The organism is Pseudobutyrivibrio sp. ACV-2, from assembly GCF_900107545.1.
In the GTDB taxonomy this organism is placed as follows: Bacteria; Bacillota; Clostridia; order Lachnospirales; family Lachnospiraceae; genus Pseudobutyrivibrio.
The window spans coordinates 394,312-421,291 of sequence record NZ_FNQZ01000001.1; the positions used below are offsets into that span (position 1 = coordinate 394,312).

The following is a 26,980-nucleotide window of genomic DNA, read 5'->3' on the forward strand; positions in this document are numbered from 1 at the left end:
CCTTTCCTTTAAAGCTCCTCTGCTTCATTTGCATCACAACGGCCACATACTACAGTAAGATTTCCATTTCTCATTCTTATTTCATCTAAAAATGATTTTTCCAATTTTTCATCGTTTAACTTTACTTTATAGTTGATTTCATACATAGAACCCATATTAGTAGTCTTTACTGCTATTTGCTTGTGTGTCTTTGTGTATTTTTCAAATAAATCATCAAAAATTTCGCTGTAATCTAGATTTTCAGGAATAGTTACTCTTAAATCTTTTTCTTCCATATCAGATGCTGCATATTTTGTATAATACATAACAAAATGAATTGGGCAAATCAAAGCTGTTGTAGCAGCTGCAAGTGGTAGTTCACCTATAGCACAAATTATACCAATAGTCATTGTAAAGAATACAAATCCAATATCTCTTGAGCTTCCCTGCAAAGATCTAAATCTTACCAATGAAAAGGCTCCCACTACTGCAAGGCTGGTGCCAAAATTTCCGTTTACCGCAAGCATTACAAGGCACACAAGGCTAGGCATGATAATTAGTGTTCGCGCAAAATTTTTAGATGTTTTTCCTGTGTAAATATATGTTAATGATATGATAAGTCCCAGTAATGATGCAACTGATGCATCTACAAGGGCATCTGTAACTGTAAGTGTAGTAGTTGTTGATGATTGAATTGCTGATAATAATGCTTCCATTTAGGTTTAAGCCTCCTTCAACTGCTTCTTATAAAAGTTTCCGTATTTTGAAAATGATGTTGGATAAATCCTGTATTTTGATAATAGTCTTGCAAACCATAGTGGCATTGCATCTGAGATTTTTACCTCCATAAGACGATAGCCCTTCGATAACAAATATTCATTATCTTCATCGCTATAAAGAGTCAAATTAAAATCTCTGCTTCGAATATTAATATCAAAGGTTACTCTAAACTCAGAATCCTCTTTTCCAAACATCGCCAGCCTGTCATAGGCAATATATCTTTTAGGCTCCAGCGGATAATGATTAAAAAAGTAATCTATTTCTTTAAATATCTGGTTGGGATTCGTTGGCATTTTACCTGTAATCAAATATCTTTCAGCCTCTTCCATGGGAATGGCAACTCTTCGTTTATTTACCAGACCCTTATATTTCTTTTTAATCTCTAAAAAACACATGCTGTCATAGGTTGGTTTTCCATAACAGCGAACTCTAAATTTCTCTTTGTACTTCGGTCCTTCAATTGAAGTCCTGATAAGCTCATCTGTTGGAGTGTCATAGTAAATGTTTCTTATGGTATGAAGACCGTATTCGTCTTCTTCCATGTACTCATCCAGCTCTGCTTTAAAATTCACATAAGTATCTTCGTCTAACAGAAATTTCTTCTCATATCTATTAAATACTTTTTGTATATGTCCCACATTTTTCTCCTTTCGGAATTTGTTTTTAGCTGATGGTTATACTTTAAATATGCAATGTGAATGTAAAGTGATGACGAAAAAAAGGTTTTCGGAAGGTTCTGAAAAGAATATTTAAAAGATTACTATTCTATCAAATAAAAAAACATAGCCGTTAAGCTATGCTTTTAAAAATTTGTTATCCTACAAGGCTGAAATGAATCGCATAAATGCTTCTTGTCCCTCAGGTGTACATTTATATACACCAGCGCATTCAAGGACCTTGCAAAATACCTTACCTATTTCCTGCTGAAGGATTTCATTGATATTATCATTATTAATCTCAGGATAATTCTTGCTGAATTCTTCTACCCAGTCTGCGTGTTTCGCAAGCTCTAGATTGCTTCTAATATCTTTGCCAGCAACAATATAATTTGCCAACTGCTCTATTTCTCCCTTTAGACGACTTGGTAATACCGCAAGTCCCATCACTTCAATCAAGCCTATGTTTTCTTTTTTTATATGATGAAGGTATGCGTGAGGATGATAAACACCAAGTGGATGCTCCTCAGTTGTAATATTGTTGCGAAGAGCAAGGTCTAATTCAAATAGTTCTCCTCTTTTTCTTGCAATAGGAGTAATTGTGTTGTGCGCCTCACCATCAGTCTCTGCAAAAATAAATGCAGACTCATCTGTATATCCTCGCCATACATTTAAAATATGTTCTGCCAAATCGATGATTCTTTTTTCATCCTTACACTGAAGGCGTATAACTGAAAGTGGCCATTTTACGATACCCGCTTTAACATCTTCAAAGCCTGAAATAGTAAATTCTTTTATGATAGGTGCTTTTTCCATGGCAAAGGTGTAATGTCCACCTTGGAAATGATCGTGACTTAAAATCGAACCGCCCACAATTGGAAGATCAGCATTGCTTCCTAAGAAATAATGAGGAAACTGCTTTACAAAATCAAAGAGCTTCACAAAGGTTGCACGCTCGATTTTCATAGGAGTGTGCTCTCCGTTAAATACGATGCAATGCTCGTTATAGTATACATATGGGCTATACTGAAATCCCCACTTACTATCATTGATTGTGATAGGAATAATTCTATGATTTTCTCTTGCTGGATGATTGGTTCTACCGGCATAGCCTTCATTTTCCATGCACAGCTGGCACTTTGGATATGCAGACTGTTTGGCATTTTTTGCTGCAGCAATTGCCTTAGGGTCTTTTTCCGGCTTTGATAGATTAATTGTGATATCAAGTGTCCCATAATCAGTATCTACAGTCCACTTTAAATCCTTCTTTACTCGATATGTACGAATATAATCAGAAGCTTTGGATAGATTATAGAAATAATCTGTTGCAGCCTCAGGACCTTCAGTTTTATATAGGGTGTTAAATTTATCAATAACTTGAAACGGACGTGGACATAGCTGATTCATAAGCTTTGTATCAAATAAATCTCTATAGGTAATAGAATCCTCAATAATGCCACGCTTAACAGCTTCATCTAATAAATTTTTTAGTACATCCTCAAGGACAATGTTTGACAAATCACAGTCAGGGTCTGTGAATTCATCTTCTCTCATACACTCAAGCAAGAGGTTTGTAGTATAGATTTTCTCACACTCTGGTGTTAGACCTGAGTTAATGCCATATTGTACTAATTTCTTTATACTCTCTTGTAACATATTCCCTCCAGAAATAGTCATTAAAACTTCCTTACAGAAACAATTTTATCAATTTTAGTTTTTTCAGGTAAATATTCTCGCTAAAAATACTTGCAAAAACGACTATGATTTTATTAAAAAAAGAGCACCAAACTGGTGCTCAAATATTATAAGTCTTCGATTGCGTCTTTTATTTTATCAGCAAAGCCCTTGCGCTTCTTTTCTGTCTTTACAGTCTTTGGGCCACCTGTAGTGGTATTGCCTGTAAGCTCATCAAATTTACGAAGTGCTTCCTTTGCATCCTTTGAAAGTGATGTAGGAACCTGAACCATAAGTGTAACATAATGGTCCCCACGCATGGCTTTATTTCTAAGAGATGGTACACCCTTACCCTTAAGTCTGATAGTTGTGTCAGTCTGAGTTCCTGGCTTAACCTCGTACGAAACCTTGCCATCGAGAGTATCGATAATCACCTCTCCACCTAAAGCTGCCTGGGCAAAGGAAATAGGTGCTGATGAATAAATATCGTAATCTCTACGCTGGAAGATTGGATGGCTTGATACAACTACCTCTACAAGTAAATCGCCTCTAGGGCCACCGTTGCGGCCTGGCTCACCCTTTTCACGAATACGTACGCTCTGACCATTATCAATACCTGCTGGAATTGATACAGAAATCTTTTTCTTGCGAGCAACATATCCGGAGCCGTTACAGTCTGGACATGGAGTATCGATAACCTCTCCTGTTCCACCACAGTCTGGACAGGTTGTAACATTCTGAACCATACCAAATAAAGACTGCTGTGTAACCATAACACGGCCTTTACCGCCACATTTTGTACATGTACGCTTGCTAGTGCCAGGCTTTGCACCTGTGCCATGACAAGCTGCACATTCGTCCTTAAGAACTATTTCAATCTGCTTTTCACAACCAAAAGCTGCCTCTTCAAAGCTGATGTGAACAGCTGCTCTAAGGTTTGCGCCACGCATAGGCCCATTTGAAGCACGTCCACCGCCGCCTCCAAAGAAGCTTCCAAAGATATCGCCAAAGATATCACCGAAATCCATTCCAGAGAAGTCAAAACCACCGGCTCCACCACCGCCGTTTTCAAATGCAGCGTGGCCAAACTGGTCGTATTGGCGTCTCTTGTCAGCATCAGAAAGAATTGCATAGGCTTCTGAGGCCTCCTTAAATTTCTTTTCAGCCTCTGCATCACCTGGGTTCATATCTGGGTGATATTTCTTTGCAAGCTTTCTGTATGCACTTTTAAGCTCACTGTCTGAGGCTGTCTTGGAAACGCCAAGGACCTCATAGTAATCACGTTTTTGTTCTGCCATAATTTATCAATCCTTTATTACACCATAAGCTCCCCCGAAGGGGAGCTAAATATTTTATAAATTAAACTTCTTTAAAGTCAGCGTCTACAACATCATCGTTTGCTGGACCCTGAGCTCCTGCTCCAGCGCCTGCTCCTGTGAACTGGCTCATATCTGGGCCTGCTCCTGCAGCACCACCCTGTGCCTGCTGTGTCTGCTCGTACATCTTAGCGAATACCTTCTGAGCTGACTCTGTAAGCTTCTCCTGAGCTGCCTTAAGTTCACCAATCTGTGAATCGCTCATTTCCTCTGGAGTGCTGTACTGATCAAGTAACTTCTGAGCTGCTTCAATGTCAGCCTCAACTGCTGCCTTATCAGCTGCATCAATCTTGTCACCTACTTCATCAAGAGCCTTCTTTGTCTGGAATACAAAGCTCTCAACATCGTTTCTTGTATCAACAGCTTCCTTACGCTTCTTATCCTGAGCCTCATACTCCTGAGCCTCTTTAACTGCCTTTTCGATATCATCATCAGACATGTTAGAACCAGCTGTGATTGTGATGTGCTGCTCCTTACCTGTTCCTAAATCCTTAGCAGATACGTTTACAATACCGTTTGCATCGATATCAAATGTAACCTCGATCTGTGGTACACCTCTCATTGCTGGTGGGATACCATCAAGTCTGAACTGTCCAAGTGACTTGTTATCCTTAGCGAACTGACGCTCACCCTGTACTACGTTGATATCAACGGCTGTCTGGTTATCAGCTGCTGTAGAGAAGATCTGGCTCTTCTTTGTAGGAATAGTTGTATTTCTCTCGATAAGTCTTGTAGCAATACCACCCATTGTCTCGATAGAAAGTGAAAGTGGTGTTACATCAAGAAGAAGGATATCACCTGCACCAGCATCGCCTGCAAGCTTACCACCCTGGATAGAAGCACCGATAGCTACACACTCATCTGGATTTAATGTCTTGCTTGGCTCGTGACCTGTAAGAGCCTTTACCTTATCCTGAACTGCTGGGATTCTTGTAGAACCACCAACAAGAAGTACCTTTGAAAGCTCTGATGCGTTAAGACCAGCATCCTTAAGAGCCTGATTTACAGGACCTGCTGTAGCTTCAACAAGGTCATGTGTTAACTCATCAAACTTAGCACGTGTAAGGTTCATGTCAAAGTGCTTTGGACCTTCAGCTGTAGCTGTGATGAATGGAAGGTTGATGTTTGTAGTTGTTGCAGATGAAAGCTCCTTCTTAGCCTTCTCAGCTGCTTCCTTAAGTCTCTGAAGAGCCATCTTGTCTGTTGAAAGATCTACACCTTCAGCTGCCTTAAACTCTGAGAGCATCCAATCTGTAATCTTCTGGTCGAAATCATCACCACCGAGTCTGTTGTTACCAGCTGTAGCAAGTACCTCGATAACGCCATCACCGATTTCAATGATAGATACATCAAATGTACCACCACCTAAATCGTATACCATAATCTTCTGCTCCTGCTCATTATCAAGACCATAAGCAAGCGCAGCTGCTGTAGGCTCGTTGATGATACGCTTTACATCAAGACCTGCGATTTTACCAGCATCCTTTGTAGCCTGACGCTGAGCATCGTTGAAGTAAGCTGGTACTGTGATAACTGCCTCTGAAACTGTCTCACCAAGGTAGTTCTCAGCATCACTCTTAAGCTTCTGAAGAATCATAGCAGAAATCTGCTGTGGGCTATACTTCTTGTCGTCGATGATACGGCCATTATCTGTACCCATATCTCTCTTGATAGAAGCGATTGTCTTTTCTGCATTTGTAACAGCCTGACGCTTTGCTGGCTCACCAACAAGTCTCTCACCTGTCTTTGTAAATGCAACGATAGATGGTGTTGTTCTAGCACCTTCTGTATTTGCGATAACGGTTGGCTTTCCACCTTCCATAACAGCTACACAGCTGTTAGTTGTTCCTAAATCGATACCAATGATTTTTCCCATTACTATTTCCTCCTATTTCTTTAAGAAATGTGATTAACTGATTAATTTGCTACTTTGACCATTGAATGGCGAACTACTGAATCACCAAACATATAGCCCTTTTGGAATTCTTCAACGACGATGTTCTCGCCTACTTCCTCATCCTCAACATGCATTACTGCATTGTGGAAGTCAGGATTGAATTCCTGTCCTACTGCTTCGATTGGCTTAACTCCTGCCTCATCAAGTGTAGTAAGTAACTGCTTATATATCATGAGCATACCATCTGCAAATGGATCTGCTCCTTCCTCAACTGTAGCAAGACCTCTTTCAAAGTTGTCTACTACAGGGAGAATCTTTTCAATGATGTTTTTCGCACCCATGCTAAACATCTGAGACTTTTCAGCTTCTGTACGACGACGGAAGTTTTCAAATTCTGCCATCTGACGCATTACCCTGTCATTGAGCTGTTCAATCTGCTCGTCTCTTTTATCTTTTTTCTTTTCCTTTTTCTTGAAGACCTTTTTAGCTTCCTTTTCTGATACCTGCTCTTCTGAATTTCCTTCAGCCTGTGTGGTATCAGCCTCGGTAGCCTCAGTCATCTCCTCGGCATTTTCTACAGCCTCTTTAACAGCTTCTTCTGTAGAAAATTCTTCCATTTTTTCTTTATCTTCTGCCATTAAGAAAATCTCCTAACTATCATTTTTGTTTTCATTTTTAAGGAGCTTATCAAGCTGTCCCTTAAGACTTTTTATATTATCAACAACATTTTCGTAGTCCATACGTTTAGGGCCTACGATACCGATGGTACCCTTTACCCCGTCTCCAAGCTCATATGTTGCTGTAACAATCGAACAATCTTTCATTGTAGATATTGGTGTTTCATCACCAATGTATACCTGAATGCCTGTCTCCTCATCTGTATTTTTATCAGTAAGAAGCTCAATCAATGATTGTTTTTCTTCGAATGTATCTAAAAGCTCTGATGCTTTCTTTGAATCTGAAAGCTCAGGATATTTGAAAATGTTTGTTGCACCTGAAGTGTAAACCTGTAAATCATCGTCTTCTGTAATGGTCTCAGCAACTGTGTCAAGTACCTGCGAGATTATCTCATCATGAATACCTGCCTGTTCCTTTAATCTGGTGATTAGAGCCAGATTAATCTGATCCACTGTAAGGCCGTTAAGATTTGTGTTTAGAAGCATGTTTAGCTTCAACATGGTTTCGTTATCAAGTGGCTTATCTATATTAATGATTTTGTTTTTGACGATGTTGCCATCCATAACTACAACCGATAGAACCTGGTGTTCATCAACTGCAGAAAGCTGGACGAATTTAAGCTTGTTTGAAACAACTGTAGGTGCTGAAACCAAGGTAGCATACTGTGTATTTGTAGCTAAAACCTTTGCAACGTTTTTGAGGAGTGTTTCCATCTTCTCTTCACGTTCAAGCATCCATTCCTTCATATCTGAAACTTCCTTGTCCTTGGAAGCTATCAGATTATTAACGTAGAACCTGTAGCCCTTGTCGGAAGGAATACGTCCTGCGGAGGTATGAGGCTGAACAATATAGCCTAAGTCCTCCAAGTCTGACATTTCATTACGAATGGTGGCAGAGCTCAAATTCAAATCAGTGTATTTAGAAATGGTACGGGAACCTACCGGCTCACCTGTTTCTAAATAGTTTTTGATAATGGCATTAAGTATTTTTACTTTTCTCTCATCAAGCTCTGTATCAGCCATATATCCACCTCACTTTGAAAGGATTTTGTGTTGTTAGCACTCATTCAATTGGAGTGCTAATTAATTCTGAGGTTAATTTACACCTACCCGCCGGATTTGTCAACATGGTTTATGGTATTTTTAGATTTAATTAATAAATAAAGCGCCATGAAATCCATGGCGCTCACCACTTTATTATAATTTCTTTTTCAAACTCTTATTTTTATACATTTTTTCGTCAGCCAGATAAAGTATCTGCCTATAATCTCTGTTTTCACCGGCAGCCTTTATTTCATATCCCCAGGCTATAATAACCGGCTCTGACGGATGCTTTTTGTTATGTACCTTCAATTTCTGTTCAAGCTGTAAAATAAGTTCTTTTACTAAATACTCGCAGTTGTCTTTGCGTATTATAACCGAAAACTCATCTCCACCTATACGGTAACACTTTCCATCCTTTTCAAACACCTCCCTAATGATATTGGATGCATTAATTATATATCTGTCTCCTGCCTGATGACCTTTTGTATCATTTATTTTCTTTAAGTCATTTAAATCCATTGATAAAATGCAGTATTCATTACAGTTTACAAGCTTTTCCACATCATGATTAAAGGCAGTTCTATTATTAAGCTTAGTGATTGAATCCGTATTTGCCAGTTCTTTATAATAGTCGGCCATCCTGGCTTTTTCAAACTCCTTCATAGATTCAACGGTGTTTAAATATGCCAGAATACCAAAATACAACAACACTAATATTCTTCCTACAACATCATTTTGTATACCTTCACCATTCCAGAATAAATAAATATCTGCAGCTGCTACACCAATAAGTACCAACATTGCTAGGGCGTTTATAAGCACCATTCTATCCTTATGAATTCTATGCGTATTAAAAGCATTTACAATTGAAGCTATAACATAGATAATCGAAACAGCCCAGGACATATGTGTATAGCCTACGGATTGCTTGAAATCCATAATATCAAGCACTGCAAGTCCCATTACTAATACAAAATTAAACAATGAAACACATATTGGTATCCTATATAGGAATTTATCTGTAGCCCATAAAGATTCATGAATGTAAATAATATAAGGAGCAGGAATAAATATTAAAATAATAAAAGCCAGTATTCCAGAAAAAGGTCTATTATCAATCAAAACCACAAGTGCATTGGTTTCTCCCGCTGACCAAAGTCCAATCAGAACAGCTGTCACACCAAAAAAAATCATTTTGGAATCTGCCATTACTTTAAGCTTCCTATATGAAAAATTTATAATTAGCACCAATCCAAATAAAATATCAAGTATGGATATAATGAGTGGCAAAGTGGAATCAACAACCACGCTAGACCTGATGTTATAGTAATCACCTGCCGTAAAAACAACGGACGTAACCAGGCTTTCCTCATATACCGGCACAATTTTAACATCTATTTCCTTATTTGAGTCAGAAACCGCTATAAAATGCCATACATCACCATGAGATTTGATTAGTCTTGAATGAGGACCTATATTCTCATATACAAGCTCCCCATCCGCATATACATATACATCCATATATGTAGTAGGAAAAGAAAGACAGCCACCAGCTTCTTTAATTATATCAGCAGAAAACTTGGCATTGTATGTATTATCAGCATCAAAATATTCCTCCTCCGGCATAATGTCAACACCAGTGCTATCAGGAAACATGTCATGGGAAGTAGTACCTGATCCATTAACCACAGTCATCCCTAAAATGATGCAAAAAATTATAAGAAATAAAGAATATATTCCAAAAAGGCCTTTTTTCATATTAACCTCTATTTATCAAAATAATAAAATGAATCTACCCTAAATATACAACAACATTGAGTCCTATCAAATAATCTACAGAAAAATTCACATTCATTTAACATACAAAAAGACATAAAGATACAGTGTAATTATCTGCATCTTTATGTCTAATAAAAATATGAAAATTACGAAACTTTAATTACATATGAAGCTAATGCAGGAACATTAAGCTTAACCTCTCCATCCTGGCACTCAAATGCAATATCTGAACCAAATACATCTTTATCACCCTCAAATGCAGATGCTCCAATTATCCATAAAGGAATGTTAATTGTTCTTTCCAGATCATCCATTGAAATTACGCAAATGTACTTGTTTGAATCTAAAAATCTTGCAACAACAAGTACTCTGTCATTTGCATATAAAACTTTTCTTCCACCTTCATATAAAGCAGGCTCATTTTTTCTCATATCAATAAGCTTTTTGTAAACATCATAATATGGCTTTCCTTCAGCCTTTTCACGTCCCCAATGCATAGGATATCTACAGCCAGCATCAGAAATTGTATGGCCTTCAATACCTACCTCGTCTCCATAATAAATACAAGGAATTCCTGTCCAGAAGAACTGAGATATTGCTACGCTCTTCCATTTTTCAAAACCTATACCCTCATAGTTATGCACTCTGTCTACATCATGACTATCAAACAGATTCATCTGGCAATCAGCGATAGCCTGCGGAATCACAGTGTAATGTAAATCAGTTCTTGTAACTACATCAGCTGCGGTAAGCTTATATGGTACCTTTGCTATTTTGTCATTTCTTGCAAGGAAAAGATCTGGCATGCCTGCAAACTGGCGCATAATACGTCCAAATCCAAAATAATTCATTGGAGTATTCCATAAATCTCCCTGAAGATATTCACTGCAATCTGCCCAATGCTCACCTATAATGAAGGCATCTGATTTTACTTCTCGAATAGAGTCGCAAACGCCCTTCCATACTTCTTCAAATAGCTGGACATCGTCGTTCTTTGCCAATACGTCAGCAACGTCAAATCTCCATCCATCAATATTGTATGGTGGCTTAAGCCATTTTTTAAGTACAGAATCCTCTCCCTTATAAATAATCTCTCTAAGCTCCTCATTTCTATAATCCAGTACTGGAAGGGTATGGATGCCTGCCCATCCAAGGAGACTTCCGTCTTCTTTTTTGAAATAGTAAGGCTTGTGTTCATGAACCCACTTGTGCTCAATTCCAGTATGATTAATAGAAATATCAAGAATCAGCTTCATATCATTTTTGTGAAGTTCCTCTGATAAAGCAGCCAATGCCTCATCTCCACCAAAGTGCTTATCTACATGGAAATAATCTGTACAGTCGTATTTATGTGTGGAATATGACTCAAAAATAGGATTTAAGTAGATAGCTGTAACACCAAGCTCCTTTAAATAAGGAATCTTTTCGATGATACCCTCTAAATCGCCTCCAAAAAAGTCCATTCCATGGGCATCCTGCACTGAAAGTGGTGGCTGACTCCAGTCATCCATCTTAATGCACTTATGCCCCATATATGTGTACTCGCCATCCTGAACGTCATTATCCTTATTTCCATTGCAAAAACGCTCTGGGAAAATCTGATAAAAAACAGCCCCCTTTACCCAATCAGGATTTCTATAGTTGGTAAGAAGCACGAAATCATGCTTGTAATCAGTATCAACTGTTGAGATACCTGCCTGAGTGTAGAAATATACAACATCCTCTGTAGTGATAACAAAATGATACTGTAATTTAGGCTCATTAATCTTAACCTTTGCAGAATAATATTTTAGGCCTGATTCAATTTTAGAAACTTCCATATCTATGTATTGCTCAGCACCATTTATTATTCTTCTCAATAAAACATCCTTAACAGGAGACTCTTCCCATAATCTAAGGGATATCTCAATCTCATCTCGAAGCTCAGGTGTAGGATTACTTACAAATCCTATTGTTCCGTCACTATAAATGCTATCTAGCCAGTTTCTCATCTTAACACCTCGTTAATTTCTTTTTAAAATATAAAAGCTATATGGATTTAACTTTTCCAAATTCAACTCATTATTACTGTATAGTACTTCTTCATCGCCGCTTATAATAATTGATAAGTCAAGCTCCTCCTGTACTCTAGTAGAAAAATTAGCTATAAACACAAGGCTTTCATCGTCAGAGTTTCTCTCAAAAGCAATTATGTTTTTGTTTCCCACATCAAGGAATTCAAAGCCAGCAAAATTATCATTATTTTGAAGTGCACTATGGTTTTGCTTTAATTCAGATAAATCTGCAATTACACTACGATAGTCGCCTGTTCCTGCCTCCCAATCTACAGGATCCTTCTCCATGAATTCTATGGCATGGTCATAGCCGATTTCATCAGAGGTATAAATCATAGGAACACCCGGAAGTGTAAAAATCAAAGCAAGACTTGCAGGCATTGACTCTGTACTGAAGGCCTTTGAAATAGTCCTATCATAGAAATTCACATCATGATTGTCCAAATAATTAAGTGGGAATGTGGTTTCAGGCATCTTTGGCAAATAGAGCTTTAATTTATCTGCAGTCTTTCTATCCTGTGCCACCTCTACTAAGGTTTCGTAGAATTTGGAATTATAATTTGAATCAAAGGCATAATTTAAAAGTTTTTCGTTTACCCAGCCTAAATCCTCTGCAAGCATATAAATGTCTTTTTCTTTATCAAGCTCTGCTCTGGCCTGTTCCCAAAAATCTACTGGAACGCCTGGTGCATAATCACATCTAAAGCCATCCACATCGAATTCTTCAATCCAATATTTCATTGATGCAATCATTTCAGTTCTAAGCTCTTCATTGTCATAATTTAGATCAGCAACATCAGGCCAACCCATTCCTTCTGGTGAAATGATTTTTCCATCAGCTTGAGTATACCAATCAGGATGCTCACTAACCCATGGATTATCCCATCCTGTATGATTAGCAACCCAGTCCATCATTACATGAAATCCCATTTCATGTGCCTTATCAACCAGATTTTTAAAATCTTCCTTGGAGCCGAATTCAGGATTTACCTCTGTATAATTGTCTACAGAATAATATGAACCAAGGGTTCCTGAGCGGTTTGTCTTAGAAATAGGATGTATCGGCATAAACCATAGTGTGTTTATACCCATGTCCTTTAACTCCTGCAAATGCTCTGCAAATTCGTTGAATGTGCCTGACTTAGTATATTGTCTAACATTAACTTCATACATAACTGCAGAATTAACCCACGCTGGAGCTGTAGAGTCTTCATTTTTTAATGCATCCTTGGCTTCAGCTACAGTGTCAACTGTATCAACGCTTTCTGCTTCTTCTATTGTATTACTTGTGCTTCCACAAGCAGTTAATGCTAAAGTTCCTGCTAACATCAAACTGGTCATTTTTAACTTAAACCCCATTATAAATTACCTTTCTATAAAACCTGTTACATTTTCCTTTAAAAGAGTTTCCCCAAGGCATTTAACCTTGGGGAGAGAATGAAGAAAATATAAAAATTAAAATGGATTAACCAAAATCACATATTTATCTTACTATCCCTTTACAGATCCAGATAATCCTTCTACGTAGAATCTCTGAAGCCATACGAATAAAATTACGATTGGAATAGCTACGATTACAGCACCAGCTGCAAACTGTGTGTAATATGCATCAATTCTTCTAAAATCAGTTAACCAGTACAAACCTACTGCAACTGTATATGAGCTTTGCTTGTCACCAAAGAGCATACTTGGGAAGATGTAGTCTGACCAAGCTCCAAGGAAAGCGCCAAGTGCCTGATATACAATAATTGATTTTGAAAGTGGCAATATAATATGGAAGAAAATCTGTGCTCTTGAAGCTCCATCGATAATAGCTGCCTCGTCAATTGCCTTTGGAATTGTATCAAAGAATCCCTTACTGATGTGGTAGCCCATAGCCGCTCCTGCTACGCCTACTACGATAAGTGCTACAAGTGACTGATTGATACCAAGTCCCTTTAAAATATTATAAACAGCGATAAGTGACATAAAGCCTGGGAATAAACCGATAATCATCAGAATATTCATAAATGCTTTTCTACCTGCAAATCTTGTTCTACTTAAGATGAATGATGTAGAAAGAATTACAAAGGTATTTAATACACAAGCAAACATTGCAACGATGAATGTGTTGATCCACCATTTTGTAAATGGAATTACACTATCTTCTGCAAATAAAGCTGCAAAGTTCTTAAGTGTAAGGTGCTTAGGGAAGAAATATCCTACATAGTAACCTGGCTCCTCACGAAGTGCTGTAAGAACAATCCATAAAATAGGGAACATCCAGATAACGCTCATGATTGTAAGGGCGATGTAGCCTCTGTCTGTCTGTGTTACCTTCATAATGTAGATAAGTGTAACAAAAGCTGCCACAAGTCCAATCCAGTATCCAAATGTGAGATAACGGTTTAAAAAGTTGCTGTAAACTCCTACACCTTCAAGGATAGTCTTTGTTGAGAACATTGCGAATACCCAGAAAGCTGTAGATAAAGCCTGAACACACTGCCAAGCCTTATAGCCAACAACAGTTGTTTTAATAATGTTAAAGACAGCTAAAGCCAGCGAAAGTACTGTGAACAATATGAGGAAAATGATAATAATACTAAGTGCCGGCTTGTTGTCTGCTGCCAATATATGTCCAGCTCCGGTAATAAGGGAGATTGTCTGTCCATCTTTACTTGCATATGGCAAGAAAAGGCAAATGAACCCTACAACCGCACCAATAATTGAGTTTAAGAAATATTTTAGATTTAATCCTATTACTGTACGATTCATTAGCTAAATCCCTCCTCATTTTTCAAAGCATTAGACCTAGAGAAAGATACTAATGTAAATATAGCAGAGATTACAAATATGATGATACCGATTGTAGCAGCAAGGTTGTAATCGTTACTATCCTTTGTCAGCTTGTAAAGCCATGTTACAAGCAAGTCTGTCTTTCCTGCTCCCTTATAGTAGTCAAGAGTAAGAGGCTCTCCTGCTGTAAGGAAATAGATTGTATTAAAGTTATTAAAATTTCCGATGAGGTTTGAAATAATATAAGGGGTTGTAACAAACCACATGTAAGGAAATGTTATTTTTCTAAACATCATGAATGGGCTGGCACCATCAATCTTTGCTGACTCATATAATTCGCCAGGGATGTTCATCAAGATACCACTAACCATAAGCATGGTAACAGGAACTCCAATCCAGAAGTTGACAATGATAACTGAAAATCTTGCCCATGTTGCATTTGATAAAAATGGTAATGAACTTGCAGTGAAGCCCCACTGCTGAAGTAATACGTTAAAGATACCCTTTTCACCAAGCATTGTTGCAACTACTCTTAGTGAAATAAATGCTGGAATCGCCATTGTAAATACAAAGATTGTTCTCCATACCTTTTTGAACTTGATTCCATTTGAATTGATAATGATTGCAAGAATCATTCCACCGAAATAGCAGGTGAATGTTGCTGCAAATCCCCAGATGAGTGTCCATCCAAGAACTGGCCAGAATGTAGATGAAAGTCTATCACTTGTAGACAGAAGTGTGATAAAGTTCTTGATTCCAACCCAGTTGAAAAGATTTCCTGGTGGCTGGTGATTTGAGTCGTAGTTTGTGAATGCCATTAGAATCATGTAGATAAGAGGCATTACTGTGAATACACCAAGACCAACAACTGGAACACTCAGGAATAAAAATCTAATGTTGTTGTTTGCTAAGCTCTTTACATCCTCGATAAAGTTGTTATTATGCTTGCCCTCTTCTGCTCTTCTAAGGGCTTCCTTTCCTGAGGAAATTGTAAATAGCCAGAATAAGATAAATGCAATAGTAACTACTATTGTCACAACACCTGATAAAAGGATCAGCATTGAGTTATCTCCTGCTGTCATCTCATAGATACCAAGTGCTTCATTGAAAGCCATTCCCTGAACATTTTCGCCCAGTGTAGCTAAATCTCTTAATTTTTCAGCACCATATAAAACCATATATAAGATGTATGATATTTCAATGGCAAGGAAAATAAGTCCTTTTAATATTTGCCCGCAGGCGGCGTTAGCCGCTCCGCAGACAACATATGATATTTTAGAAATCGTATTTTTATTCATATTTTATTATTCTGTTAATGTACCTGTAATACTGTCTACAAGTGCATCAAGCTGCTCCTGAAGATTTGCTTTTGTTACATCACCGTAGTAAATTCCTTCGCCAAGGGCCTTCATTGGATCCCAATAATCACCCATCTTTGGAATACTTGGCTGGTTTGTAGCCTTTGAAGCCTGATCGTTAAGTGCAGATGCTACGAAATCTGCCTTGATTTCATCACTTGAAGCAAGTGACTCAAGTACTGGGATATCACCCTGCTCGTTGTATCTGATGAGGCAATTCTCTGGGTTAGCCATGTAAACTGCTAACTGCTGTGCGCAAAGTGGGAACTGAGTGTTTGACTTTACTGTGATTGTCTTGAAATCTACAAAGTTTGAAAGCTGAACTTCATTTCCACCGATTGTAGCTGTAGGAAGTGCAACTGCACCAAGGCTGTCACCAAGAGCTTCCTTGAACTCTGGAGCTGACCATGCACCTGATGTTACAGCACCAAGGTTACCATTCTTAAACTCTGAACCTGCAACACCGTCAACATCCTCGATGTACTTTGGATTGTTTGCAAGATCGATTAAGTATTCACCAGCTTCAAGACCGTTTGCATCATTGAATGAGCAATCTGTTGGGTCCTTGCCATCTTCTCCGAAGAGTGTACCGTTGTTTCCAAGGAAGTACATTTCTGTGTACCATGAATCTGTCATCTTAGAACCAAAGTTGTACTTTCCACTTCCAAGATCCTTTGCCATCATTGTGTCAAGGCTCTTTACCTCATCCTCTGTGTAGAGGTCCTTGTTGTAATACATGAAGAATGTATTTGGCGAGAATGGTACAGCATACTGAATATCATCAACTGTTACAGCATTAAGAGCTGACTCTGGGAGCTCATCCTTGATTGTGTCGAAGTCTTTTACGATAGGAAGAAGAAGTCCCTTTGCTGCAAGATCAGCAACACCGCCTGATGGTGTATAGAAGATATCTGCTGCTGTATCAGCATCTGTCTCAAGGTTTGCTGGTGCCTCGTCGATACCAACTACTGCGATTTCATAAGTGATGTTGAATTCATCATGAATCTCATCAAACTTCTTAACCATCTCATCTGTGATTCCAACTTCTTCTTCTGGAACCCAAATCTTAAGTGTGACATCCTGTGTCTCACCTTCTGCTGGTGCAGAAGCATTTGATCCTGCATCACCTGTGCTTGAACTGCCGCAACCAACTGCTACGCTTGCGAGCACTGTAGCACTAAGTGCAAGCGCTCCTAATTGTTTTAATTTCATTCCTTTTTCCCTCCATTAACTTTCTTAACTTAGTTTTTGCTTAACCATTTAACTAATTCGTTAAATAGTTTAGGCTTGTGAACCTTAAATGTTTTGGGTTTTATTTAGGTTAATCGCTTAACTGTAGTATAGGACCTAGGCCTCAAATCGTCAACCCCTAATATTCATTTCGATAGTTTTGACAATTTTTCTCTATGGTTTTTGGTCATATTTTACAAAACAAAAAACGAGTCGATAATCAAATCGACTCGTTTATTAGTAGTTTTATATAGTTTTTAGTTAACGAACCTGTGAAATACGTTAACGCAAGCGGATTTTATATTTGTTTTACCGACTGACGCTCTACCAGTTTAACCGGAAGATGTGCATCTAACGTATATTCCTTATTACCCTCAATCATTTCGAACATGCCTTTTGTGGCTTCCTTTGCCTTTTCCCTGAAATCCTGGGAAATGGTGGTAAGCTTTGGCGTTACGAACTCTCCTTCAGGCAAATTATCAAAGCCGATGATAGATATATCATCAGGAACATTGAAACCTACCTGTCTAACTCCCTCAATAAGACCAAAGGCTACTATATCTGACATAGTAGCAATTGCAGTATATTTATTCTTGGATAAAGCCACATCCTGTCCTACGTTTATGGCATCATCATAGTCAGTATTAGTCCTGAATATATCGTCTTTATTAAAGTTAATTCCAGCTTCTTCACAGGCTTTAATAAAACCAAGATATCTTCTTTTAACAACACTTGACTCATTGTAGTCCGGACAAACTAAAGCAATTTTGTTATGTCCTTTTCCTATAAGATACCTGGCTGAAAGATAGCCTCCACGATAGTCATCAAGACCGACATTTACTATGCCGTCTTCTTCAGTGTAGGTATCAAGAAAAACAGCCGGTGCATCTAAGGCACTACAAATCTCATGAACATCCTGTTCCATTACACCTAGGAAAAAAGCTCCATCCACATTCCATGAAGAAAGCTGCGGAATAACCTGGTGACAATCTGGAACACATCTAAGCATTACATAGTAATCCCTATCTCTTACTTCTTTTTCTAAAGAAGCAACCATCTGAGCGTAGTAAGGATTCATAAGGAAATCCTCTTCAGGGCCTATGTATGGAACAACTATACCAATCATCCTGCTTTCTCTTTTTGCAAGAGATCTGGCCATAGCATTAGGCTTATAATCCACTTCTTTAATAATTTTTTCAATTCGCGCCTTTGTCTCAGCTGAAACTTTACCAGTATTTCCATTTAAAACATTTGAAACTGTGGCTGTGCTGACTCCAGCGAGATTTGCAATATCTTTAAGATTCATCATTTCTCCTAGGTTAACAATTTACTTACGATTAACCCCAATTAACTATAATCATTTATAGTCACATTGTCAAACCCAGCTTATACATTAAATCAATTCCCTTATAGAGTCTTTGATTTCAAGATCGATGTTCTCAAATTCAATAATTTCTTTAAGCTCTTCTATGGTAGAAATAGACTGAACAAGTTCATTTACCTTTTCTTTTTCTCCTATTTCAATCCATGCATTTTCAAGTATACCAAATACTTCATCCTTGAAATTGTTTTCAGTCTTAACCTTTCCAGATACAAATACTGTCTGGCCTTCGCTTACAGGTGCAGCATCTAATGTAACGAGCTTTGCCCCCTCAAGACCTAAAATTTCAATTTCATAGCTTCTCTTCTCTGGGATAACGCTTAAATCACCCTCTGCTGGATGGATGGTAACTGTTGTCTCATTTGTGCTTTCATCATATTTTACAGTAAATCTTGTGGTAGCAAATTTACCATTTTCATATTCCATAGTGAGGCCATCATCCTCGTACATAACGAACTCGCCGTCTTTTCCAGCACCGATGAGAAGCTTAAGCTTGGTAGGATTTGCCACACCATTTCCCTCTTCTAATGAAAGAGGTATAATGCCGCCTTCCTTTAATAAAACAGGGATAGAATCAATCTTTCTATAGATGTTCTTTCTGCCACCTTCATATACTCTGCCATTGAAAATATCAAACCATCTTCCCTCTGGGATAATCATGTTAGTCTTTGACATTCTAAGTCTTGGGCTTGTTTCTTCTGTGATTGCACCTACAAGAAGTGAATCGCCGAAGAAGTATTCATTGCCCTGGTGATATGCTGCCTTGCAGTCAGGCATATGATAATACAGTGGCTGAATCAGCATCTGTCCATCCTTGTGAGCCTTGTAGCTCATGGTATAAGTGTATGGAAGCATCTGATGACGGAATCTCATAAAATCACCCATAATCTTGCGATATGGTTCATTTACTGCCCATGGTTCCTTGTTAAAGAATGGGCTACAGCTACTGTGAAGACGCATAACTGGAGAAAAAACGCCATACTGAATCCAACGAATAAGTCTCTCCTCATTTTTATCTCCCATCATATGACCACCTATGTCATGGCTCCACCAGCCGTAACCAATGTTTGAGGCTGTTGATGTGAAATATGGCTGAAATGCAAGGCTCTTCCAGCTTGAAACTGTATCACCTGAGAAGCCAAGTGGATATCTGTGGCTACCAACTCCTGCATATCTAGAGAATATCATAGGGCGATTTCCGTCTCTTTTTCTATCCTCATAGTGATAGTGATTTAAAAGGAAAAGTGGATCAATGTTGCTATTTCCCTTTTTAGTTCCCTGCTGCCAGTCAATCCACCAGAAATCTACGCCCTCATCCTCATATGGATTCATAACATGCTTAAAGTATGCTTTTCTAAAGGCTTTGTCTGCAAAATCAAACTCGATAGCTTTTTCTTCCTTTGTATCTACACCAAGCTCCTTTGCCATATTTTCGTACTGAACTTCAAAAGCACGAATACCATCTGCAGGATGAAGATTAAGTGTAGTTGCGAGGCCTCTGTCCTTAAGATTTTTAAGGAAACGGCGGTAATCTGGGAACAGCTTGTCATCCCAGGTGTAGCCTGTCCAACCTGTGCCATATTTACTGTCTACTTCAGTTAAATGCCAGTCCATATCGATAACAGCCACTGAAAGTGGAATATTTTCTGCTGCCATCTTATCAAGCATTTCGTTATAGCTATCCTCGGTATATCTATAATATCTGCTCCACCAATTGCCAAGGGCGTATCTTGGAACCATTGGTGTAGGGCCACATAATGTGAAAAAATCCTTTAGACCTGCTTCAAAATCAGTGCCATAACCAAAGAAGTAAAGATCAATTCCCTGACCTCTTCTGTCCTCAAACTCACCTTCTTCATTTAAAAGGGCTGTATCGCTATCATCAACTACCGCATATCCGTTTTCACCGAATATACCGCCATCAAGCCATACACCACCATCTGCCCCATCAAGTGTACGGGCCGTACCAAAAAGATTTCTGTCTGAATTGCCGTAAACTACACTGTAATGCCATACATTTCCGGTGTCCTTCATAGTGATAGAAAGACCCTCTGGAGAGAATTCTTCTCCATCATAGCTGAGTATAAGGTGCTCAGTGTTAATAATTAAATTTCCTTTTTCATGAGTGCTTGTATATTCCACATGTGGAAAATCACGGTTGACTACCGCTTGAGTAGGCTCGTTTACAAAAAGCCCATTTCTTTGATATTCCAGTCTTATTAATCTACTGGTAAGAACTGTAATACGATATTTGTTTCCTATTGTCATTTTTCGACCTCATTTCTAAATAATATATTTTTTAATGAGCGTCAAACCTAAAAACATAAAAAGGTCACCACTATCATTGATAGCGATGACCTAAACCCAAATCAATAATATAATAATCCCCAAAATATTTCAATAGAATTTTAAGTATTATTTGCCAGTTATAGTTTTATACGTCTGACTATTATTAGTTCCTTGCAACCGTTTAAATCTATTAAAATAAATACGATTAAATAATAAGAGGTTTATCATGACATTAAAAGACATTAAAATTGGCGAAAGCGCCAAGATATTATCAGTCGGTGGAGATGGTGCCTTAAGACAGCATTTTCTTGATATGGGAATTATCCCGGGGGTTGAAGTTAAAATCGTTAAATATGCCCCAATGGGTGACCCAATTGAAATACTTATACATGGATATAAGCTGACACTTCGCGTGGCAGAGGCTGCCCAGCTTGAAGTAACACCTGCAGGCAGCACTTTACTTTCAAATGATAATATTCAAAAGAAAAAATCCATACACCCGGGCTTTGGTGAAGATGGAATATTTCACCCTAAGGGAAGCGGAAATCCTCTAGCTGAAGGTGAGCTCATCACATTTGCTTTAGTTGGAAATCAAAACTGTGGTAAAACCACTCTCTTCAACCAGCTGACAGGAGCCAACCAGCACGTAGGAAATTTTCCTGGTGTTACAGTTGATAGAAAAGATGGTTCCATAAAGGGGCATCCTAATACATTAATTACCGACCTTCCAGGCATTTATTCTATGTCTCCATATACAAATGAGGAAATTGTATCCAGAAATTTCGTTTTGGATGAAAAGCCAAAGGGAATAATAAACATCGTGGATGCCACAAATATCGAAAGAAATCTTTATCTTACAATGCAACTTTTGGAGATGGAAATCCCAATGGTTGTAGCTTTAAATATGATGGATGAGGTAACTGCCAACAGTGGCTCAATCGATGTAAATGCAATGGAGGAAGCCCTTGGAGTTCCAGTCGTTCCTATTTCAGCAGCAAAAAACGAGGGCGTAGATGAGCTGATAGAACATGCCCTTCATGTAGCCTACTACAGAGAAAAGCCTTTAAAACAGGATTTCTGCGATGAAAATGATAATGGCGGTGCGGTCCACAGAGGTATACATTCAATAAGCCATTTGATTGAAGATCATGCAAAAGCAGCTAATCTTCCACTTCGATTTGCCACAACAAAGGTAATTGAAAAAGACGATTTGATAATTAGACAGCTAAAGCTGGCACAAAATGAGATAGAAACCTTAGAGCATATTGTTCTTCAGATGGAGGAAGAACGAGGCCTTGACAGAAGTGCTGCTATAGCTGATATGAGATATGCCTTTATAAACAGGGTCTGCTCTAAAACTGTAATAAAGCCTAGGGAAAGCAAGGAAACCATCATAAGTGAGCAGATAGATAAATTCCTTACTGGCAAATATACTGCTATACCTATATTTATAGCCATCATGGGACTGGTATTTTATCTCACCTTTAATGTAATAGGAGGCGGTTTGCAAGGACTCCTTGAAACTGGCATAGATAATTTAAGCCAGGGTGTAGAAACTCTCATGGTAGCGGGCAATGTAAATAAAACAATTCAGGGACTTGTTATAGATGGAATTTTTGCTGGTGTAGGAAGTGTGTTAAGCTTTCTTCCTATTATCGTCACCATGTTTTTCTTCCTGTCACTATTAGAGGACAGCGGATATATCGCAAGAGTTGCCTTTGTAATGGATAAACTTTTAAGAAAGATTGGTCTTTCAGGTCGAAGTATTGTTCCAATGCTAATAGGCTTTGGCTGCACAGTTCCAGCTGTTATGTCAAGCCGTACTCTTCCTAGTATGCGTGACAGAAAAATGACAATTCTTATGACACCATTTATGAGCTGTAGTGCCAAGCTTCCAATATACGCATTTTTCGTAGATGCGTTTTTCCCTGAACACAAGGCTTTGATTATGGTAGGCCTTTATGTTACAGGTATGGTACTTGGTATTGTATGTGCGTTACTTGCAAAAATCACCCGCTATAAAGGAGAGGCTTCACCATTTGTTATGGAGCTTCCAAATTATAGAATGCCAAGCCTTAAAAATGTAGGACAGCTTCTCTGGGAAAAGGCAAAGGACTTTATTCAAAAGGCTTTTACCATTATCTTCCTTGCAACCATTGTAATATGGGTATTACAAAGCTTTGATACACACCTTAATCTGGTTACAGATTCGAAGGATAGCATACTTGCTATGATATCTGGATGGCTTGTTCCTTTATTTGCTCCTGTTGGACTTGGCAGTTGGCAGATAGTTACATCCTTAATCAGTGGATTCATAGCAAAGGAAAGTGTAGTTTCATCCCTTGAGGTGTTGTTCTCAGGAGATGTGACAAGTGCTCTTTCAAGTGCATCTGCCGCCGCTCTTCTAGTATTCTCACTGCTCTACACTCCATGTGTAGCTGCTGTGGCATCAATAAAAAGAGAGCTAGGCCGCAAATGGGCTTATGGCATAGTCATTTGGCAGTGTGTTATAGCATGGCTTGCAGCTTTAGTAACTTATTCATTAGCAAGTCTATTTTAATAAATCTTCAAAAAAGAGTGGACGATTGAGGTGCCCACTCTTTATGTTTGTCTATTTATTTTTGTATTTTTTATTAATTTGTAGAGCTAAATAAATTGCAGATATTAGTATTACTCCAAGTATTCCCGCAAAGACAAAGATGCCAGAATTGTTAGCCTCTTCATTTGCAGCTGCTGGCACTGCTTCATCTGAGATACTATTTTCATCAGCATCAGATGATTGAACCACAGTACCTTCTTCTTTATCGCTTTCTTCGGTCTTACTATCATCATTATCTAAACTTAAATCATTTGAAAGTGAAATCTCTTCATTTTCAGTTACTGTCTCAGCTGAGGTTTTATTTGCTTTTCTTGACTGATTTTTAGATGTAGTAATATTGTTTGTTGTTGCCATAATCTTTTCTACATCTGCATTTGCATCGACAGTTTCAGCACTAACTGATACAGCTTCAACTTTTTGTCCATTATCACTTGAGTCAGTATTATTCGATGATGATACACTAGTCTGACCATCACTTCTGCCAGTGCTGACATTTTCATTTTTAACACTGTTATCCTGCTGTGAACTTTCAGCAGCTTCATTATCATTACCACTGACAACTTCAACAATATCTGTGATAACTTCTTTGATTTTATCAATAATTGTCTCTTCTTTCTCTTCAACAACATTTAAAACTGCATTTGGATTATTATTTTTAATAAATCCTACACTTAAGTTAGCAGTCTTGTTATTGCTAATCTCTGCATTTACTTTTCCTGCGCCATAATTAGATGAAGGCTCAAACACCTCAACTGCATATGTTGCACCATCAATTGAATTATTTTTGATAGTTACCTTATCAAGGGCGTAATTTGCTTCAAGAAGGATGCCTTCATATACTGCATCTACGATTTTGTTATTTACAATCTGATAATCTGCCTCCATTGAACGCTTTGATGCCCACATCCAAATTGCTCCAATATCATAGCTTTCATCTGACTGACGTGATCCTGCTCTTTCAAGAAGGTTTCCTGAAACAGTTGTTGTTCCGCCAAAATCCTTTTTGATATCAAACTCTGTACCAACTGCAATACCAGAACCATTGTTGATGATATCTGTTATGTAATTGTCTGTGGCCTTGTTATTTGATCCACCGTAAATTGCAATACCATTTGCAAGTGTTGGCACCTGGATTGTATTGTGTGTAATAGTATTATTTGAACTATCTGCAAGCCATGGCCAGATTGCGATTCCATCATCGCCTGTATTTCTAATGCTGTTATTTCTGACAACTGAACCATTAGTCTTTGAACACATATTGATGCCGTCTGCGTATGTATTTCTGATACGTGAACCCTGAATCACAAGATTTTCAGTATTTGCAGCCCATACACCGACCTTTGTATGCTCAATCCAAATATTTTCAATAGTTACATTAGTTGCTCTATCGCCACTACCCTCAAAAGCAGCTAAATCACCTTTGTCATCTCTTACTGTTGATACACCATTGATTGCAAAATTGTAAAACTTACTTGTTCCAGAATATTTGAATGCTGCACCAGCACCATTTAAATTTGTATACCACATACCGGCACCATAGATTTTTACTCCATTTACTTCAATGGCTTTTTTATCAGGGAAATCGAAATTTCCTTCTGGAATCCATACGCCCTTGCCAGTCTCCTTGGCAGCCTTTATAGCTTTTGTAAATCCAGCTAAATCACTATTACCATCATTTGCAACAGCTCCAAAATCTTCTACTGAGATAGTGTCTTCGGGCTGCGTAATTGGAGCATTTACATACTCTGTTTCAATTAAATCTACAACGTAATACTGGGTTGAATCTGTTTTTTCAAGCTTAAGCTTAGCGCCAGCTTCGAATGATTTAGCAAGAAGAATTCTTGTCTCATCAAAATATCTATGAGACTTTCCATTGCTTACAGTATTGTTAAAAGGATAGCTTCCATACACCCATGCATGCTTTGAAGATAATTCAATATCCTTTACAAATTCTCCGTCTACACTAAGAGCAAGGCTTCCGTTATTTCCCAGTCCATCCTCTGAGTCTGGCATAGCATATCTTAATACTAAAGAGTTTGCTTTTTCAGGAAGTGTAAATTCTACATAATCACCTGAATCATTAAGCTTTACAGCCTGTCTGCCAATTGCCTCTGATTGAATAGCTTTTGTGTACTCTGTGCTCTTTTCTAATACTTCACCATTTGTTTTCGCAGCTTCTGCCTGTAAAGTATTGTATGGTGTTTTTGCTCCAGATCCATCAAAAGAAATCTCTTTTTCTAGATCTGTATTTGGACCTTCCTCACAGTCATCCTTAACAGATGCCTCTTCTTTAGCTGCATTTTCAGCATCCTCTTTTGAAGAATAAGTAGCACCAGATGGTGTAACATATACCTTTTCTTTATCTGTAAAGAAAATATCTTCAGTCTGATTTACACCATTATTGAACACACCCCAAAATGGCTCCTCAGAAGCATCCTTAGGTACAGATACCTTCCACCAGTTATCGCCAAGACTTTCATCCTTTTTGGCAGCCTGACCTGGCCAGTCTGCACCAATTACATAGCTCTTAGAATCTTTATTTTCGTTATCTTCCTTTTCATAGAAGTAGCCATTTATGTCATCCCAGTTCTTATAATCATAGAAATAAATATCCGTCATAAGACTTGGATCTGCAAAGCCTTCTGCAAGCTCTGCTTCGTTTTTCGAGCCATATACAGCTTTTCCACCTGTAACATAAACATGTCTTTCATCAGATAATAAAAGCTCTGTTCTTTCGCTATCATTTTCTGCATTGAAGAAAATAATGCTAAATGGAGTTTTTGCAGGAACAGTAATCTTATCCCACTTTTCCCCTAGCTCGTCGGCCTTTTCAACCTCCTGACCTGGCCATGAGCCAAGAGCCTCACCAGGATTTCCATATACATAGCTTCTGATATTTCCCCAGTCCTTGCTATCTAAAAAATAAACTACTGTTTCACCTTCAAAATCAGTATTTGTATTTTCTTCCTCTTCTGGGTCTTCAGCGTCGGGAACAGAATTTTCCTCTGCCTCAGATGCTGAAGTATAGGACTCACTATTTGCTGTCACATATAGATTTTCCTCTGTTGGAAGATAAAGCTCTGCTCGTTTTGCATCATTTGATTTGTTGTAAAAAATAATATTGAAAGGTGGCACCTCTGAAACAGCAACCTTTACCCAATCTTCACCAATTTCTGATGCCGCAGAAGCTGTGGTATTTCCCCAGCCTCCAAGTAACTCACCTTTATCACCGTATATATATGCCCCCACTTCTGACCAGTGGTTAACATTGTAAAAATACACATATGTATTTTCCTCTGCTTTTGAAACTATGGAAAATTGATTGGAAAATACTATCGTGCTAAGAAGCAACAATGCAGCACATAAAAAAGATACGGCTCGTTTAAACCCCAATAATTTTTTCATAACATAATCCTTTCGTTATCATTAATA

Annotated in this window: 17 protein-coding genes; 1 reads left to right on the top strand and 16 read right to left on the bottom strand. The window is 38.2% G+C overall.

Annotation, left to right across the window (positions count from 1 at the left end):
- Positions 1-8: 8 nt before the first annotated feature.
- The 15 genes from BLV53_RS01860 to BLV53_RS01930 all read right to left on the bottom strand — a co-directional run bounded on the left by BLV53_RS01860 (position 9) and on the right by BLV53_RS01930 (position 20,928).
- On the bottom strand, positions 9-695 hold the full coding sequence (locus tag BLV53_RS01860; RefSeq protein WP_090296295.1) for a DUF4956 domain-containing protein: 687 nt from the start codon (positions 693-695) through the stop codon (positions 9-11).
- Positions 696-701: 6 nt separating this feature from the next.
- Positions 702-1,397, bottom strand: a complete 696-nt coding sequence (locus BLV53_RS01865) for a polyphosphate polymerase domain-containing protein (RefSeq protein ID WP_090296299.1) — start codon at positions 1,395-1,397, stop codon at positions 702-704.
- A gap of 180 nt (positions 1,398-1,577) precedes the next feature.
- Complete coding sequence (galT, locus tag BLV53_RS01870; RefSeq protein ID WP_090296302.1) at positions 1,578-3,071, bottom strand: UDP-glucose--hexose-1-phosphate uridylyltransferase; 1,494 nt, start codon at positions 3,069-3,071, stop codon at positions 1,578-1,580.
- Positions 3,072-3,217: 146 nt separating this feature from the next.
- The gene (dnaJ, locus tag BLV53_RS01875) at positions 3,218-4,387 is read right to left on the bottom strand and encodes a molecular chaperone DnaJ (RefSeq protein ID WP_090296306.1); all 1,170 of its coding nucleotides are present in this window, start codon (positions 4,385-4,387) and stop codon (positions 3,218-3,220) included.
- Between the two features lie 61 nt (positions 4,388-4,448).
- Positions 4,449-6,341: a molecular chaperone DnaK gene (gene dnaK / locus BLV53_RS01880; protein WP_090296308.1), complete on the bottom strand. Its 1,893-nt coding sequence runs from the start codon at positions 6,339-6,341 to the stop codon at positions 4,449-4,451.
- Between the two features lie 41 nt (positions 6,342-6,382).
- Positions 6,383-7,000, bottom strand: a complete 618-nt coding sequence (gene grpE, locus BLV53_RS01885) for a nucleotide exchange factor GrpE (RefSeq protein ID WP_090296311.1) — start codon at positions 6,998-7,000, stop codon at positions 6,383-6,385.
- A 12-nt stretch (positions 7,001-7,012) separates the two neighbouring features.
- Positions 7,013-8,062 (bottom strand): heat-inducible transcriptional repressor HrcA, encoded by a 1,050-nt coding sequence (gene hrcA, locus BLV53_RS01890; protein WP_090296314.1) that lies wholly within the window; start codon positions 8,060-8,062, stop codon positions 7,013-7,015.
- Positions 8,063-8,236: 174 nt separating this feature from the next.
- Complete coding sequence (locus tag BLV53_RS01895; protein ID WP_090296316.1) at positions 8,237-9,841, bottom strand: GGDEF domain-containing protein; 1,605 nt, start codon at positions 9,839-9,841, stop codon at positions 8,237-8,239.
- 167 nt (positions 9,842-10,008) lie between these two features.
- Positions 10,009-11,853, bottom strand: a complete 1,845-nt coding sequence (locus BLV53_RS01900) for an alpha-amylase family glycosyl hydrolase (RefSeq protein ID WP_090296318.1) — start codon at positions 11,851-11,853, stop codon at positions 10,009-10,011.
- A 12-nt stretch (positions 11,854-11,865) separates the two neighbouring features.
- The gene (locus BLV53_RS01905) at positions 11,866-13,275 is read right to left on the bottom strand and encodes an alpha-amylase family glycosyl hydrolase (RefSeq protein ID WP_090296321.1); all 1,410 of its coding nucleotides are present in this window, start codon (positions 13,273-13,275) and stop codon (positions 11,866-11,868) included.
- Between the two features lie 132 nt (positions 13,276-13,407).
- The gene (locus BLV53_RS01910; protein WP_090296325.1) at positions 13,408-14,670 is read right to left on the bottom strand and encodes a sugar ABC transporter permease; all 1,263 of its coding nucleotides are present in this window, start codon (positions 14,668-14,670) and stop codon (positions 13,408-13,410) included.
- Entirely contained in the window at positions 14,670-15,989 is a 1,320-nt protein-coding gene (locus BLV53_RS01915; protein WP_090296328.1) for a carbohydrate ABC transporter permease, read from the bottom strand. Before BLV53_RS01915 ends, BLV53_RS01910 begins: the two co-directional genes overlap by 1 nt.
- A gap of 6 nt (positions 15,990-15,995) precedes the next feature.
- On the bottom strand, positions 15,996-17,261 hold the full coding sequence (locus BLV53_RS01920) for an extracellular solute-binding protein (protein ID WP_090296330.1): 1,266 nt from the start codon (positions 17,259-17,261) through the stop codon (positions 15,996-15,998).
- A 316-nt stretch (positions 17,262-17,577) separates the two neighbouring features.
- Positions 17,578-18,588, bottom strand: a complete 1,011-nt coding sequence (locus BLV53_RS01925) for a LacI family DNA-binding transcriptional regulator (RefSeq protein WP_090296333.1) — start codon at positions 18,586-18,588, stop codon at positions 17,578-17,580.
- 84 nt (positions 18,589-18,672) lie between these two features.
- Positions 18,673-20,928, bottom strand: a complete 2,256-nt coding sequence (locus tag BLV53_RS01930; protein WP_090296336.1) for a glycoside hydrolase family 31 protein — start codon at positions 20,926-20,928, stop codon at positions 18,673-18,675.
- Positions 20,929-21,175: 247 nt separating this feature from the next.
- Here BLV53_RS01930 and feoB point away from each other — a divergent pair, with 247 nt between their 5' ends.
- Complete coding sequence (feoB, locus tag BLV53_RS01935) at positions 21,176-23,509, top strand: ferrous iron transport protein B (protein WP_090296339.1); 2,334 nt, start codon at positions 21,176-21,178, stop codon at positions 23,507-23,509.
- A 51-nt stretch (positions 23,510-23,560) separates the two neighbouring features.
- On the opposite strand, the gene BLV53_RS01940 is transcribed toward feoB, so the two are convergent.
- Positions 23,561-26,953, bottom strand: coding sequence for a starch-binding protein (locus BLV53_RS01940; RefSeq protein WP_090296342.1), 3,393 nt, complete (start codon positions 26,951-26,953; stop codon positions 23,561-23,563).
- Positions 26,954-26,980: the final 27 nt, after the last annotated feature.

Coding starts and splice junctions, on each gene's coding strand:
- BLV53_RS01860 (WP_090296295.1), bottom strand. CDS start 695: ATGGAAGCATTATTATCAGCAATTCAATCATCAACAACTACTACACTT.
- galT (WP_090296302.1), bottom strand. CDS start 3,071: ATGTTACAAGAGAGTATAAAGAAATTAGTACAATATGGCATTAACTCA.
- dnaJ (WP_090296306.1), bottom strand. CDS start 4,387: ATGGCAGAACAAAAACGTGATTACTATGAGGTCCTTGGCGTTTCCAAG.
- dnaK (WP_090296308.1), bottom strand. CDS start 6,341: ATGGGAAAAATCATTGGTATCGATTTAGGAACAACTAACAGCTGTGTA.
- grpE (WP_090296311.1), bottom strand. CDS start 7,000: ATGGCAGAAGATAAAGAAAAAATGGAAGAATTTTCTACAGAAGAAGCT.
- hrcA (WP_090296314.1), bottom strand. CDS start 8,062: ATGGCTGATACAGAGCTTGATGAGAGAAAAGTAAAAATACTTAATGCC.
- BLV53_RS01895 (WP_090296316.1), bottom strand. CDS start 9,841: ATGAAAAAAGGCCTTTTTGGAATATATTCTTTATTTCTTATAATTTTT.
- BLV53_RS01900 (WP_090296318.1), bottom strand. CDS start 11,853: ATGAGAAACTGGCTAGATAGCATTTATAGTGACGGAACAATAGGATTT.
- BLV53_RS01905 (WP_090296321.1), bottom strand. CDS start 13,275: ATGGGGTTTAAGTTAAAAATGACCAGTTTGATGTTAGCAGGAACTTTA.
- BLV53_RS01910 (WP_090296325.1), bottom strand. CDS start 14,670: ATGAATCGTACAGTAATAGGATTAAATCTAAAATATTTCTTAAACTCA.
- BLV53_RS01915 (WP_090296328.1), bottom strand. CDS start 15,989: ATGAATAAAAATACGATTTCTAAAATATCATATGTTGTCTGCGGAGCG.
- BLV53_RS01920 (WP_090296330.1), bottom strand. CDS start 17,261: ATGAAATTAAAACAATTAGGAGCGCTTGCACTTAGTGCTACAGTGCTC.
- BLV53_RS01925 (WP_090296333.1), bottom strand. CDS start 18,588: ATGATGAATCTTAAAGATATTGCAAATCTCGCTGGAGTCAGCACAGCC.
- BLV53_RS01930 (WP_090296336.1), bottom strand. CDS start 20,928: ATGACAATAGGAAACAAATATCGTATTACAGTTCTTACCAGTAGATTA.
- feoB (WP_090296339.1), top strand. CDS start 21,176: ATGACATTAAAAGACATTAAAATTGGCGAAAGCGCCAAGATATTATCA.
- BLV53_RS01940 (WP_090296342.1), bottom strand. CDS start 26,953: ATGAAAAAATTATTGGGGTTTAAACGAGCCGTATCTTTTTTATGTGCT.